A 12,205-nucleotide genomic window follows, 5' to 3' on the forward strand; every position below is an offset into this window, starting at 1 on the left:
CGCCTCAACGGAACAGCATTGAACCCATAGCCGGGTGATGGTGTTGTTGGAGGATCCACACCTCCATCCATTGGCCCCTGCATGGTCATTGGGCGCTGAGTGTCAGCGATCTTTCCCACGCCGACACCGCATGCACAGCCTGGCTCCTCTTTTGAAGGGGAGGAGTCAGATCAGCGTTTCTCAACGGTGGTGAGCAACTCTTCCAGCCTGTTTTAAGCATTTGGGTTCTTTCTGAGAGCATATGGCCGAATCATTTCCCCATTTCCGTTTTAAAGCCAGCTGTTGCTCAGGGCTCACTAGCTAACCTTTACCGATCAGCTCCGGGCAGTATGACCCGGGAGCATCAAGCATTGAAATAAACATCAGCTCTTTAGTTGAGCTCTTCAAAATCGACCCAATGAATGCAATCGACAGGACAGGTGTCAATCGCTTCCTGGATTCGATCCATTGAATCTCCGTCTTGGCGATTCGCACGACAGCGACCTGTTTCTGGAACCATTACAAAAGTATTGGAGGCTACATGTGCGCAATAACGGCAGCCAATGCAGTCAACTTCCTCAACCCAAACTGCTTGGTCGCGAAGTTCTCCGCCTAAAGATGGTTCGGATCCTGTACGAAGCTGCCCAGGATGTGATAAAAAAGCTGCATCAACCGGACTTTTTTGTGTGTACATCTGTATCAAGCTTCCATAAAAATTTCAGCGAATCGTAAACATTTGGCTGAAGATTAAAAGCACTAAGTAAAGGCTTCCAGCGCCACCAACAATTAAGAAAAGAAGCCAAAGCTTGAGAAGACGACCCTTTGGCTTTTCGTAAATCAGACGGGATACCGTCATTGGACGACTGATTTTATTGAAAGCATCTATAGACAACATCAACCCATCACGAATCAAGCGCTCGCGCCAACTCTCTCCGTAGCGAGGCAGGCGCTGATAGATGGGCATCTCACCCTGAGAACGGCCTGGCAAGGTTCGATTAACTTGTTCAGGTATCTCATCATTGCCAAATCTCTCAAAATACTCAGGAGAGGCAAGAACAGCATCAACAAATCCTGAAAATCCTTGCTCAGCAATAACAATAGACCAAGACCTCTTTTCATCTGACCCATAAACAGGACGGCCCAAAACCCGCCCTACAACCTGCTCGACTATTCGTTCATTGCTGTTGCATGCAACATATCCATTATAAAAACGCTCTGAGAGGAGCAAGCCCCTTACGAAATCCCTTACTGTGATACTGCCAGACTTAAATTGCGATTCCAGAAAAGGATCGCGATCAAACGACATCGCATGAAAGAAAATCTGGCGATAGCACTTTCCGATTATTTCAGAGGCTAATTCTGATGTTAGATCTGATCGACGCTGAGGTATGAGACCTGAAATAGCGTCAACTCGGGAGTTCTGGCTTGATGGATTGAATCCTAAACGAGCCCTGGAAGAAAGGGATGCCAATTAACACGAAAAGCTTTAATGTAAGAATTAACATCAAAAAAATCAGAGGCAAGACAATAAGTGACAGCAAAGCGAAGGATCAAAGCATTTGACAGGCAAAAAAGAGTCGAAACTTTGACCATTTGATACTTGCGCATAGTGCGTTTTGAAATCCTGAAATGCTTTTATCGTGCAGTATTGCAAGTGTATTTGCTTAAATGAAACGTGGCTCTTAGTGGATTTGAAATTGCCATGGGTGGTATTGCTTCGATCCCTGTGGTCGGCGGACTGGTCTTGCTGGGTTATAAATCATTTGGTGAAAGTGCTCTGGATACAAGCAATTTGAAACCAAAAAAGAAGCCAGCAGTCAAGCAGAAAACAGCGGTCAAACAAGAAAAATCTGTATCTGAGAAAAAATCATCTGCAACAAAGAGCGAGACTTCAGAGGGCCAAAAGAAGCCGTCCGCAACTGTGAAAGAGCAATCTGCTTTGGCCGATCAGTCAGCTGCAACAAAGAAATAGGCTTTCATTTTAAGTAAAAGAAGCCTGAAATTACTTTAGAAGCTTCAATACCAGGCCAAATGCCGTGGTTGGCAATGAAATTGCTACCCGGTAATTAAATGGCCTGTGAGTAAGCAGTAAGTAATAATCAATCAAAGCCAGTTGAGTTTGGTTTTTATGTGGTGCTTTAGGGGCGTTTTTCCGAATGATTCGTATAAGGTTAACCAGGTTGCCCTTTCTGAGTAGCAAATTTATGTGCATATTGCATCCATTCTTGCCCATATTTGCCAAAAATCATCACAGGAATGGAAGATATATTAGCGCGACTGCGATCAAAGTAATAGCCGCTCAAGAAATCAATTGACAGAATATGCTTTTACTCCAATGGACTATCTGAACCTCCTTGTATGCATTCCAGTAATCTTTTGGATTGCTATTGGTATTCGCGCGCATAGTAATTGGATACAGTCTGTTTTTATGGCCGAGAGCAAAAAAATTAAGCAGCAATCGCAAATGATTAGTGAGTTTGGCTACGGCTCGCTAAATACTCGTGACAAGCTTGTGGCCAAGAAGGGTTTGGTCTTCGCCTATTGGGAGGGATCTCGTCAAGATCAAAAGCCGACGGCACAGTTGGAATCGCTGCAAAGCCCGGTAATTTTCCAATTGGTTAATTTTAGTTTGGTGGCTGGAACCTCAATTTGCCTGTTAATGATTCTGAGCAAAGGCCTATTCGCTAGTCTTGGACTTATTTGATGGCTTCTTGCCTTTGGCGTAGATTTTACTCGTTCTCCCGATAAAAACCTCACACACACCACCCCGTCAGCAATGGCGGTGTTTTTTCTGGAAAATTGGCATTAAGCGCCAACTACAATTAGGGGGTCTATCTGGGACATTGCAGCCCGCCGCTTATCCCTACAAAGGTTCAACCCTTGAACAATTCAGTGCGGTGATAATCCAAATACGCCCGATGACGCCCATCGAGTTTGAGCCTACTGATAGCCATATCCGAACGCACACCTAAAACGCCTGGCGATTCCAGAGAACCTGAAATCATGATTGACCCATCACCCGCAAAGGATACGTAGCCCTTATCAAACAACTTGTCCAAGTTGGGGGTCAGCAGTAGCCCGTTAAAAGGGTCAAGCCTTTCGTTATTCGATCTTTCTGCCCATGGCTTGATGTGGGAACCAATCAAGATACTTTCATCGGCGGCGTCCAGGTAGCCAGTAACAGAGCATTTGTTTTCCCAGTACTCGTTGAGCTGACGGCGAAAAACACCCTGCCCAACCCTCGACCCCCGCAATGCAAGCGAAGACGTAGTCAATACGACTTCCTTTTCCTGGACGATTTTCGTCAGAACACTGTTTTGCCTCAAAAATCTTTCATACCAATCAAGGGCACAGCTAAACATCTTTCTGCTCCTAACATTACGAACCACAAATTCATTAGTCCCAGACGCCAGCTCTTTTACTTCTATATAAGTCGATAAATCAACAACGTCATAAATAGAACCAGTCAAAACGTCCTCTTCTTCCGCCCATCGTGAAATAGTAGAAATCGCACCGCAGTAAGACTTACAGCTCTTTTCAGCCAAGCTGCCTTCAGCAAGCATCCATTCATAAAACTGCTGCTTGGTATCAAGATTTTGTAGAGACGTCATTGCGGTTAGGACTTCACAAACAAATCAATCAATCTGGCCGTATGTCTCTTCGTATAAATCATCGAGAAGGCGACCGTTATAAGACCAGTGACCTGGTCCTCGGATAGGCCTTCCGGGAGTGTTACGCAGCTCAGCAGTCAGCTTTGAAATTGACATGGTCTGGCCTTGATATTCCACTCTGCGGCCATCGGAAACGGTACAAACCGTTTCACCATCACCCTCGTAAAGCAGCGTTGCTCCAACTGGAATGCCCATCTCCAGGTAATTCAACGGTGGTCGGCGTGACCGCTTCAACTTGTCAGCGCCAGCCTTGGCTTCAACATCAACCTGACTGGCTTCCTCCTGCAACGCGGGTGTCATGTCCTCCAGAGCCATTAACTCCAACAGCGCTATCGCCTGTTCTGGCTCAATGTCGAAGAACTCCCGCCGTGGATTGATGCGATACGGGCCAAATGCCTGGTGAAACGCACGCTCAACCTTGCTTTCGTCATCAACCCTGGTGGCATAGGCGCACTCAAACGGCAGCGGTACCCCAGTCGAATACAGCTCATTGAGGCGGGCACCCATGCCACGGGTGGTCTTCCCGATTTTCACGATGCCTGGCATGGCCGGGTTCGTGAGGACGTAAACGATGCCTTCAGTCATGCTCACAGGCTGCCTTTATGCAGTCAAAAGCGCATCCCTCAACTGATGGACTAATAGGCAGTCAACGCCGGTTTTCCTCATCCCTCACCTTGGGGATGTGCTGTTGAGCCAAGACGGGGATGGTGATTCCAGTTGCACCCACTCAATGGCACGACTTGCACCTGGGCATTTTTCATTTCATCCGGACGACCTCAACGGACGCGAGATGGTCACAACAGTCAGGACCGCCACGGATGGAGAGCTAAACGTTGAGTTCAAGGCAACAATCCACATGGAGATGACGGCTTTTCAGGAGTTAGCCGAGAAAAAATTCAAAGGGGTTTATTGGCTCACTGACGATCCGCATATAGAGCAGCACCAGGAAAGACAATCCAAATACCTCAAGGAAAGAGAGGAGTCTTTAGAAAGAGTTGCAACCCTTGAGGAGCGAATTAAAGAGGGAAAATCAAGAAGAATGTATGACGTTGTAATTCCAAAAGTCGATCACTTGAACTGTGAGCAAATGGCCAAGAAGTTAATGCTAGCAATGCCTTGGATGGATCAAAAGGAAGCGTCTGAACTCGCATGGAGGATCCATGAGAATGGTGAAGCCACCGTATTCACCACAACTGACGAAAAGATGAAAGGCATTGTGGGAAGCCTGCTGTTGTCATCAATCAAAAGACTGAAAAGCACTGGCAGCAGAATTGAAACTGTTGAAGAAAGCACATAGAAATTTCAGCAGTTTCTACTCTTCAAAAGTGATATGCCTATGCCGTAACTAGCCCGTTACCTCACTGGCGGCCTGCACCGCCGCCAGCCTGTTTTGAGCATCTTGTCCCACGCGTCGATGGCGTTATGTCGAAGCATCCGCCTGCGGGTTTGCGGCACTGGTGGACGTGGTGGCACCCAGCTGTAGGTGCGCACTGCAACCCATTGGGCATGAACCGTTGCCGAGTCGGGTTTGAACTGACAAAGCAACTGCTGTTCAGGACTCACCAACCAACCCTCACCGCCCGGTTTTTCCGGCGGGGGTTAGTAGCGCGGTCTTTATTCGGAATGGGGTGGAGTCTGACTAGAACCACCGCCAAACTGGAGGATTGCGACTGAGCGCCGATGCCCGAGGCGACCACGTCCGACGTCGAGTTGACGTGTCTGCAGGGGCTGGCAGATCTGGAACGACTGGAAGGGTCGTGGCTTGAGGAGATGCAGGCCGGCGACCCTGAAACGGTGGCGATCACCCTGCGCCTGCTGATGGCTCACATGGCCTCAATGAGCAAACGATTGATGGGGGCGATGGTGCTGGATCGCCTGGACGTGGAGCTGGCCATCACCCGGCTGGATGCCGATGTTTGCCACGCTGCCGTTGACAACAGCCCTTTTTGTCAACATGGCAATGATTCCAGTTCAGCCACTGCTTGAACGACTTGCTGAAAACCCTGACATGGCAACGGGTTCTAAGCGCCTGGTCGTTGTCATGGGACAGCTTGGGGACTTTGACTCAATCGAATATGCCCAGGCGTTGGTGCCGACGCTTCCTCAGTTAGCGGCGGCCGGGGTCAAGGTGCAATTGTTCGGTATTGGCAATGCTGCTGGCGCTGAGCACTTCGCTGCTTTCACGGGGTTTCCCCTGCTGCAGCTGATCGTGGATTCTTCACCGGTGTTGCATCACTCTCTTGGTTTGGAGTCCGGGCTGCATCTGCCTGGTGGGCCATGGCCTGGTTTTCTGCTCATGTGTGCTGGTGTGGGGTCCCCAGGCACTCTGCGTGAGGTGCTGCGTGGTTACAGCGGTGATCGCTCAGCTGCCCAGATCTTCGATGACGAGGAGTGGATCGAGGCGTTTCCTCTGCCGCGCTTTCGTGGAGATCTGTTCCGCCGGGCCGGTGGTGATGGCTTTCAGAGACCTTTTGAGCTTGCGACCAAGCGTCTGCGCAACATGAACGAAGTGCTCCGGCACTGGCGCACCTATGTGCCTTGCGATGACTACATCACCCAGCGCGGTGCCACGGTGCTGCTTGATGCTGACGACAGCGTGATTTACAGCCATCGCGATCAAAGTCTTCTGGGTTACTCCGCCACCATGCATCGCCCCCTGGCGTTTCTCGATGCTGTCTTGTCTCACCCCTGACCTCAATCGGCAGAGGGCTCGCGATACACCGCTAGGGCCGCCACCAATCCGCCGATGAAGCCTGCGCTGTGGCCGATCCAGCTCACGCCGGCGGGTGAAACGCCGGGGATCAAGGCGATCAGGGCTGAGCCGTAGAGCCAAAACGCCACAAGCCCCAGGACGATGGACAGGATGCGACGTTCAAGCCAGCCGATCAGCAGCAGGTAGCCCAGGAGCCCATAGACGACACCGGAGAGTCCATGACTCCGTGTGGGCCAGAACAGGGCGATCGGAATGTTGATCACCAGCACGGACAGCCAGACGCTCAGGTAATCGCGTATTCCCCTGCTGAGGACCAGCCAGCTCAGGGGCAGAAAGGCCAGGCTGTTGGAGATGAGATGTCCAAAACCAGCGTGACTGAATGGGGCGGTGACGATCCCCCACCAGGGTTGATCCGGGCCCATGGGCAGGTTCCACTGCCCCGCAAAGATCAGCTGGTCGATCAGCTCCTGCCCCCAGGCCACCGCCAGGATCAGCAGGGGAAGCAGCAGTCGACTGCGCATCGTCCAGCGCCAATGACCACAATGATGACGCTCGTGCTGCACGAATGCTCAGAAGCCACGTCGACGTCCTCGTGATCGGCAGCGGCATCGGCGGACTATGCGCCGCTGGCCTCTGTGCCCGCGCTGGCCGCGACGTGCTGGTGCTGGAAGCCCATCACCAACCCGGTGGTGCCGCCCACGGCTTCCAACGCCAGGGCTATCACTTTGAATCTGGACCGTCCCTCTGGAGTGGTCTGGGGCGCTGGCCCAGCAGCAATCCATTGGCCCAGGTGCTGCGTGCGCTAGGGCAGACCGTCGAAGTGATTCCCTATCGCACCTGGGATGTGCTGTTGCCGGAAGGTGATCTGCGCATCGCCGTGGGGCACGACGATTTTGAGGCAGTGGTACGCGGCTTGCGCGGTCCCGAGGTGGCCGCTGAATGGCGGCGTTTTGTCGAATTCCTTCGGCCGATTGCCGCCGCCGCCGATGCCCTGCCCCTGCTGGCCCTGCGCCCCGGGGTGGATGGCATGGCGCAACTGCTGAAGCGAGGAGGGCGCTTGTTGCCGCACCTCGCGGCAATGCGCCATCTCTCCGGTTCCTTCGGCCCCCTGGTGGATCGTCACCTCACCGATCCCTTCCTGCGCCATTGGGTGGATCTCCTCTCCTTCCTGATCAGTGGCATGCCGATGGGAGACACCAATGCGGCGGCCATGGCCACGCTGTTCGGCGAATGGTTCGAACCGGAGGCCCATCTCGACTACCCCGTTGGTGGAAGTGCTGCGGTGGTTGAGGCCTTGGTGCGTGGATTGAAGGCCCATGGCGGCAACTTGCACACGGGTGTGGCAGTGCAACAGCTGCTGGTGGAGGGGGATCGCGTCGTGGGTGCGACGCTGGCGGGTGGGACGTCGATCACGGCGCGGCAGGTGATCTGCAATGCCGATATCTGGTCCACCCTTGCGCTGCTGCCAGACTCCGTCGCGCCGAAGTGGCAGCGTCAGCGCCAGGCGACGCCGGCCTGCAATGGCTTTCTGCATCTGCATTTGGGCTTTGATGCCACGGGGCTGGAGGATCTGCCGATCCACACCGTCTGGGTTGATGACTGGGAGCGTGGGATCGACGCCGAACGCAATGCCGTGGTGTTGTCCATCCCGTCGGTGTTGGATCCTTCCATGGCACCGGCTGGGTGCCATGTGCTGCATGGCTATACCCCGGCCAGCGAGCCGTGGGAGCTCTGGGCTGATCTGGAGCGCGACAGTGCGGCGTATCAGCAGAGGAAGCAGGAGCGATGCGCTGTGTTCTGGCGCGTGCTGGAACGACGTATCCCCGACATTCGCGACCGCTGCGAGGTGATCATGGAGGGAACGCCGCTGACCCACAGCCATTTCCTCAATGTGCATCAAGGCAGTTATGGCCCTGCGCTTTCAGCCGCTGAAGGGTTGTTCCCTGGGGTGTCGACGCCCCTCGCCAATCTCTGGCTTTGTGGGGCCAGCACCTTCCCCGGCATAGGAATCCCTCCCGTCGCAGCGAGTGGCGCCATGGCTGCCCATGCCGTGCTTGGTCGGGAGACGCAGAACGCTCTATTGCGTGAGCTGGAGCTCTGAAACAGCTGCGTCATAACCTCCCTTCGGAACGTCCTCTCAGTCCATGAATTCCAACGCTCGGATTGATTCGCTTCAGCTGATGCTGACCGATCTGCGCATGCGCAACGAGCCGATCCGTCACAAGGCGGCGTTTCGTGGCTGCCAACCGGAATTCCAGGCGTTGGTCAGCCGTTTGATTGAACAGCTGGAGGCAGAACTGCTCGAGGAGAAGCAGCGTTCCCGCGCAGCGTCACGCCAGGTGTGATGCTGCGCGGTGTGCCCTCTTAGGGGGAAGCGGCTGAGGACGTCCTTGTCCTGCGAGGGTGAATAGGGCCCCTGTTTCAGTTCAAAAATCACGCTTTCTGCGTCTAGGGCCACCAGGGTGTGGAACTGATCTTCTGCAACTACAAAGCCTCTGCGGCAACCCGTGCGAACAGCTGCTGGTCGATGCAGCGAAAGGGTGAAGACGTCATCCTTGCGGTTCCGCAGCGGATCGGTAGGCGGCGGGGACGAGCACCAGAAACAGCAGCCACCAGGCCAACACGCCCACGGCCAGGGGAAGGCTGATCCATAGGCGATGCAGGAGTCCCCAGGACCCGCCAACCACCAGCACCCCTGTGGAGACGATGGACCAAGGCTGGCACCACCAGGGTTTCAGAGACCAGAACGGCGGCTGCTCCGGGGGTTGCTGTTCCGGCGGTTCAGCGGAGGGCGTCGAGTTCACCGGCGGCTTGCATGGCTGCGAGGTTGTCGTAGCCACCAATCACGGATCCGTCGATGAACACCTGGGGGAAGGTGGTCATTCCACTGCGTTGTTGCACGGCCTGGAAGGCTGCGTCGTCGTTGACGGTGGTGACGGTGTGCGGCAAGTCCAGGGTTCTCAGGATGCGTAGGGCACGGCTGCACCAGGGGCATCCGGGAAGAACGGCGATCTCCAGCCGTGGTGTGGAGGATTGATGCGCAGGGCTGCCTTCGCGTTGTTCAAGCACACCAACGAGCAGGTCGACGCCTTTCTGCACGATGGTCCCTGGCTCCAGGTGGCCTCCCCAGACCTGGCAGGCCCCATCCGACAGGCTCAGGTGCAGATGAACGCCCTCAGGGGAGAAGGTTCCATTGAGGGTGATGACTTCGAGGTCGCCCTCCAGCACCGTGGGTTCGGCCTGGCCGGGGCATTGAAACGACGCCTTGGTGAGGTTGCCGACCACGCCGAGAACAAAGCCGCTGATGCCGTCCCGCTGGGCCAGCTCTTCAAGGCTGAGGCGCAGATCACTGCCGGGAGCAAGCTTCAGCGGCAGGGAACGCATGGCGCCTCAAAAGGGTGCTCAACATTACGCAACCCTGTTTTGCACGATATTGTGCTTATATTGAGTGAATATATTCACGTTATCGTGTCCCTCCTTCAAGACCTGGTCCAGGAGTTGCAGCAGCGGATCGAGGGTCAGGCCATGGCCCCAAGCACGGCTGCGGTGGCGGATGCCGCTGGTTCGGAGCGCATCAATGTCACCCTGCCTCGGGGGGTGATGGATGACCTCAAGCGGCATGCTCTCGCCGAGGGGCGCAGTTGTGGAAATTTGGCCGCCTATCTGCTGGAAGAGGCCCTGCGTCGTCATCGTCCGCTGGGCTAAGCAAAGGATCAATCCAGAAACTTGTTGGCGATGTTCTCCGCCTCTCCACTTTGTTGAAGCTTCAGAATCGACACACCCATGGGCGTCCGCAGCGGGCTCGTTGGCTTGAGCACGAATCCGTAGGTTTCGTCCGACACGTTGAATGGTGCCAAGCGCACCGCAAGATCCGGGTTGTTTTTGAGGTGATAGCGGATGGAGTGTCGATCGAAGATCAAGGCATCGGCCTTGCGTGACATCACCAACTGAACGGCGCTGTCGAGGTTGGGAGCTGGGACAACGCGCATCTCCCGGTTTTCTGCTAATTCCATTCCATCGGTGCCTTCAACGACGGCGACCCGTCGGTTGCTGAGCTGTTGAGGACTGTCGATCGCTGTTTCGGTGGCGCCTGAGAGAAACAACGTGAACGCCGACGCGAGGCTGGCGGTCAGGGAGGACACCGCAATCAGCGAGATCACCATCCAGGCTCCCGTGATGCCACGGCCGGTGCGCGTTATGGGCGCTTTGTCGCCATAGCCCACCGTCGTCAAGGTCACCAGGGCAAACCACATGCCGCTGCTGATGCCGGGAAGCCAATCGCGGGGAAATTGTTCACTGTTCTTCTGCCGCTCGGCCATCCAGATCAGGCTGCCAACCACCAACAGCACGCTGATCAGCACCAAAACCGAGGAGATCACGGCCCAGCCGAAGAACACCTGAACGCGACTGAAAATTGAGGGCGTTTTGAGGGGAAGAAGGATGCCCTCCTTGCTCAGGAAGTAGGGCTGGGTGAAGTCAATCCCTGGGATGGCAAGTCGGCGGGAGGTGATGCTGATCGGGCCGACGAGCACGTCGATGTTTCCGTCGTCCACCGCTTCAATGCCGGCTTTGGGCGTCGGTTGCTGAATCAGCTTGTAGCTGATGTTGTTGTCTTCGGCGACGCGCCTCCAGATTTCGAGGCTGATGCCGCTGAAGTGACTTCCGTCCTTGATCACGAAAGGAGGTGAGCCACTGATCCCAACCTTCAGCTGCTCGGCCTGCGCAGGAACTGCGCTGCTGATGCAGGCGAGCGCTAGTACGAAGGACCAGCGTCGAAGGGTTGGCATCAGCGCTGTTCCAACCGACGCACGATCACTGCCATTGCAGCCAGGGAACCCGCTAGCGCGATCAGCAGGGCAATGGTCATCGAAGGCTTAGGGGTGGAGTGGTGCAGTCAGATTGGCATCTCTGGCTCCGAGTATCCAGTCGGCGACTTCCATCCTCAGGGCATAAGCACATTCGTAACGGCCCGCCTCTTCCAGAACCCTTAACCGTTGTTCGAGTGTTCGAAGAGTTGAAATCGCGAGCTGGTGTGGACCCTCGCTTCGCGCCACAATGAGTCTCCTGGAGGTCTCCAAAGCTTGAGGCACGACGTCGGGAATCAGATGCAGCCAGCGCTACAGATCCGACATCTGAACCATTCATGACCTCATTGGAGTGGTCCTGGGGCAAGAGCTCCCTGACGTTTTTGCCCCAGCGGGCGTTATGGCGGGCTGAGGGTCGTGAGCTGTTCGTGGCCGATCTGCATCTCGGCAAAGCCGAGGTGTTCCAGGCCCATGGGGTCCCCATGCCCAGTGACGGTGATCAAGGAACCCTGAATCCACTGCTGGCCCTGTGTCACGCCTGGTTGCCTGAGCGATTGTTTGTTCTGGGTGATCTGGTGCACGCCCGGATTGGCATCACAGCTCCGCTGCGGGACACGTTGTTGGCACTGCCTGATCTCTGTGGTTGTCCGGTTGTGCTGATCGGTGGGAACCATGATTGCGGCAGCTGGATTGAAGGCATGCCCCAGCAGCCATCACAGCGGCTTGGCAATCTCTGGTTAAGTCATGCCCCTGAACGGGTTCCGGAGCCAGGTTTGTTGAATGTGTGTGGCCATTTGCATCCCATGACCCGGCTTCGCAGCCGTTCTGATCAGTTGCGTTTGCCCTGCTTCGCCTTTGATCCGGATGGTCCGCGTCTTGTGATTCCCGCTTTCGGACAGTTGACGGGAGGCCATGACTGCGGCGACCGTTACCGGCAATGGCTGGTTGCTGAAGGCTCCATCATTCCTTGGTTCGAACAACTCCCCCACCACCGAGAGCGAAGGATCGCGTGACTCAGCCTGCTGAGTTGCGGACCG

Annotated in this window: 18 protein-coding genes; 9 read left to right on the forward strand and 9 right to left on the reverse strand. The window is 55.0% G+C overall.

The genetic code is table 11. The annotated features are described in order from the left end of the window. Positions 1-370: 370 nt before the first annotated feature. Both DXY30_RS12760 and DXY30_RS12765 read right to left on the reverse strand, forming a co-directional pair. Positions 371-673: a ferredoxin gene (locus DXY30_RS12760; protein WP_115095283.1), complete on the reverse strand. Its 303-nt coding sequence runs from the start codon at positions 671-673 to the stop codon at positions 371-373. A gap of 24 nt (positions 674-697) precedes the next feature. After that, positions 698-1,285, reverse strand: coding sequence for a phycobilisome rod-core linker polypeptide (locus DXY30_RS12765; protein WP_244281410.1), 588 nt, complete (start codon positions 1,283-1,285; stop codon positions 698-700). Between the two features lie 369 nt (positions 1,286-1,654). On the opposite strand from DXY30_RS12765, the gene DXY30_RS12770 reads away from it, so the two are divergent. After that, on the forward strand, positions 1,655-1,951 hold the full coding sequence (locus DXY30_RS12770; protein ID WP_115095285.1) for a hypothetical protein: 297 nt from the start codon (positions 1,655-1,657) through the stop codon (positions 1,949-1,951). 339 nt (positions 1,952-2,290) lie between these two features. Then, the gene (locus DXY30_RS12775) at positions 2,291-2,683 is read left to right on the forward strand and encodes a hypothetical protein (RefSeq protein WP_137006876.1); all 393 of its coding nucleotides are present in this window, start codon (positions 2,291-2,293) and stop codon (positions 2,681-2,683) included. A 169-nt stretch (positions 2,684-2,852) separates the two neighbouring features. Here DXY30_RS12775 and DXY30_RS12780 read toward each other — a convergent pair whose 3' ends face one another. After that, positions 2,853-3,590 (reverse strand): HNH endonuclease, encoded by a 738-nt coding sequence (locus tag DXY30_RS12780; RefSeq protein WP_115095287.1) that lies wholly within the window; start codon positions 3,588-3,590, stop codon positions 2,853-2,855. 24 nt (positions 3,591-3,614) lie between these two features. Beyond that, a complete protein-coding gene (locus tag DXY30_RS12785; RefSeq protein ID WP_115095288.1) occupies positions 3,615-4,235 on the reverse strand; it encodes a GIY-YIG nuclease family protein in 621 nt (206 codons plus the stop codon). A gap of 145 nt (positions 4,236-4,380) precedes the next feature. Here DXY30_RS12785 and DXY30_RS12790 point away from each other — a divergent pair, with 145 nt between their 5' ends. Next, positions 4,381-4,947, forward strand: a complete 567-nt coding sequence (locus DXY30_RS12790; RefSeq protein WP_137006878.1) for an ATP-dependent Clp protease adaptor ClpS — start codon at positions 4,381-4,383, stop codon at positions 4,945-4,947. 56 nt (positions 4,948-5,003) lie between these two features. Here the strand turns inward: DXY30_RS12790 and DXY30_RS12795 are convergent, their stop codons facing one another. Further along, entirely contained in the window at positions 5,004-5,213 is a 210-nt protein-coding gene (locus DXY30_RS12795) for a DUF1651 domain-containing protein (protein ID WP_371638811.1), read from the reverse strand. Between the two features lie 117 nt (positions 5,214-5,330). On the opposite strand from DXY30_RS12795, the gene DXY30_RS12800 reads away from it, so the two are divergent. Further along, positions 5,331-5,636 carry a hypothetical protein gene (locus tag DXY30_RS12800; RefSeq protein WP_115095291.1) on the forward strand — a complete coding sequence of 102 codons (306 nt, stop codon included), beginning with the start codon at positions 5,331-5,333 and terminating at the stop codon, positions 5,634-5,636. Then, a complete protein-coding gene (locus tag DXY30_RS12805; protein ID WP_115095292.1) occupies positions 5,611-6,342 on the forward strand; it encodes an AhpC/TSA family protein in 732 nt (243 codons plus the stop codon). Before DXY30_RS12800 ends, DXY30_RS12805 begins: the two co-directional genes overlap by 26 nt. 2 nt (positions 6,343-6,344) lie before the next feature. Here DXY30_RS12805 and DXY30_RS12810 read toward each other — a convergent pair whose 3' ends face one another. Continuing rightward, on the reverse strand, positions 6,345-6,884 hold the full coding sequence (locus tag DXY30_RS12810; protein ID WP_115095354.1) for a rhomboid family intramembrane serine protease: 540 nt from the start codon (positions 6,882-6,884) through the stop codon (positions 6,345-6,347). A 44-nt stretch (positions 6,885-6,928) separates the two neighbouring features. On the opposite strand from DXY30_RS12810, the gene DXY30_RS12815 reads away from it, so the two are divergent. Both DXY30_RS12815 and DXY30_RS12820 read left to right on the forward strand, forming a co-directional pair. Further along, positions 6,929-8,464, forward strand: coding sequence for an NAD(P)/FAD-dependent oxidoreductase (locus DXY30_RS12815; RefSeq protein ID WP_115095293.1), 1,536 nt, complete (start codon positions 6,929-6,931; stop codon positions 8,462-8,464). 43 nt (positions 8,465-8,507) lie between these two features. Beyond that, positions 8,508-8,708 carry a hypothetical protein gene (locus tag DXY30_RS12820; RefSeq protein WP_115095294.1) on the forward strand — a complete coding sequence of 67 codons (201 nt, stop codon included), beginning with the start codon at positions 8,508-8,510 and terminating at the stop codon, positions 8,706-8,708. Positions 8,709-8,912: 204 nt separating this feature from the next. Here DXY30_RS12820 and DXY30_RS12830 read toward each other — a convergent pair whose 3' ends face one another. Both DXY30_RS12830 and DXY30_RS12835 read right to left on the reverse strand, forming a co-directional pair. Continuing rightward, positions 8,913-9,167, reverse strand: coding sequence for a DUF6737 family protein (locus DXY30_RS12830; RefSeq protein ID WP_115095295.1), 255 nt, complete (start codon positions 9,165-9,167; stop codon positions 8,913-8,915). Further along, complete coding sequence (locus DXY30_RS12835; RefSeq protein WP_115095296.1) at positions 9,145-9,747, reverse strand: PCC domain-containing protein; 603 nt, start codon at positions 9,745-9,747, stop codon at positions 9,145-9,147. Before DXY30_RS12835 ends, DXY30_RS12830 begins: the two co-directional genes overlap by 23 nt. Positions 9,748-9,831: 84 nt before the next feature. Here DXY30_RS12835 and DXY30_RS12840 point away from each other — a divergent pair, with 84 nt between their 5' ends. Next, positions 9,832-10,068 (forward strand): CopG family transcriptional regulator, encoded by a 237-nt coding sequence (locus DXY30_RS12840; protein WP_115025268.1) that lies wholly within the window; start codon positions 9,832-9,834, stop codon positions 10,066-10,068. Between the two features lie 8 nt (positions 10,069-10,076). On the opposite strand, the gene DXY30_RS12845 is transcribed toward DXY30_RS12840, so the two are convergent. Next, positions 10,077-11,150, reverse strand: coding sequence for a transporter substrate-binding domain-containing protein (locus tag DXY30_RS12845; RefSeq protein ID WP_115095297.1), 1,074 nt, complete (start codon positions 11,148-11,150; stop codon positions 10,077-10,079). 356 nt (positions 11,151-11,506) lie between these two features. Between DXY30_RS12845 and pdeM the strand changes: the two genes are divergently transcribed. After that, positions 11,507-12,181: a ligase-associated DNA damage response endonuclease PdeM gene (gene pdeM, locus DXY30_RS12855; protein WP_115095298.1), complete on the forward strand. Its 675-nt coding sequence runs from the start codon at positions 11,507-11,509 to the stop codon at positions 12,179-12,181. The last annotated feature ends 24 nt before the right edge of the window (positions 12,182-12,205 follow it).

This window comes from Synechococcus sp. UW106 (assembly GCF_900474015.1).
Lineage (GTDB): Bacteria > Cyanobacteriota > Cyanobacteriia > PCC-6307 > Cyanobiaceae > Parasynechococcus.

Excerpts from the sequence above, each read along its gene's own strand:
- DXY30_RS12760 (WP_115095283.1), bottom strand. The coding sequence starts at position 673 with ATGTACACACAAAAAAGTCCGGTTGATGCAGCTTTTTTATCACATCCT.
- DXY30_RS12765 (WP_244281410.1), bottom strand. The coding sequence starts at position 1,285 with ATGTCGTTTGATCGCGATCCTTTTCTGGAATCGCAATTTAAGTCTGGC.
- DXY30_RS12780 (WP_115095287.1), bottom strand. The coding sequence starts at position 3,590 with ATGACGTCTCTACAAAATCTTGATACCAAGCAGCAGTTTTATGAATGG.
- DXY30_RS12785 (WP_115095288.1), bottom strand. The coding sequence starts at position 4,235 with ATGACTGAAGGCATCGTTTACGTCCTCACGAACCCGGCCATGCCAGGC.
- DXY30_RS12790 (WP_137006878.1), top strand. The coding sequence starts at position 4,381 with ATGGCACGACTTGCACCTGGGCATTTTTCATTTCATCCGGACGACCTC.
- DXY30_RS12800 (WP_115095291.1), top strand. The coding sequence starts at position 5,331 with ATGCCCGAGGCGACCACGTCCGACGTCGAGTTGACGTGTCTGCAGGGG.
- DXY30_RS12805 (WP_115095292.1), top strand. The coding sequence starts at position 5,611 with ATGATTCCAGTTCAGCCACTGCTTGAACGACTTGCTGAAAACCCTGAC.
- DXY30_RS12810 (WP_115095354.1), bottom strand. The coding sequence starts at position 6,884 with ATGCGCAGTCGACTGCTGCTTCCCCTGCTGATCCTGGCGGTGGCCTGG.
- DXY30_RS12815 (WP_115095293.1), top strand. The coding sequence starts at position 6,929 with ATGCTCAGAAGCCACGTCGACGTCCTCGTGATCGGCAGCGGCATCGGC.
- DXY30_RS12820 (WP_115095294.1), top strand. The coding sequence starts at position 8,508 with ATGAATTCCAACGCTCGGATTGATTCGCTTCAGCTGATGCTGACCGAT.
- DXY30_RS12835 (WP_115095296.1), bottom strand. The coding sequence starts at position 9,747 with ATGCGTTCCCTGCCGCTGAAGCTTGCTCCCGGCAGTGATCTGCGCCTC.
- DXY30_RS12845 (WP_115095297.1), bottom strand. The coding sequence starts at position 11,150 with ATGCCAACCCTTCGACGCTGGTCCTTCGTACTAGCGCTCGCCTGCATC.
- pdeM (WP_115095298.1), top strand. The coding sequence starts at position 11,507 with ATGACCTCATTGGAGTGGTCCTGGGGCAAGAGCTCCCTGACGTTTTTG.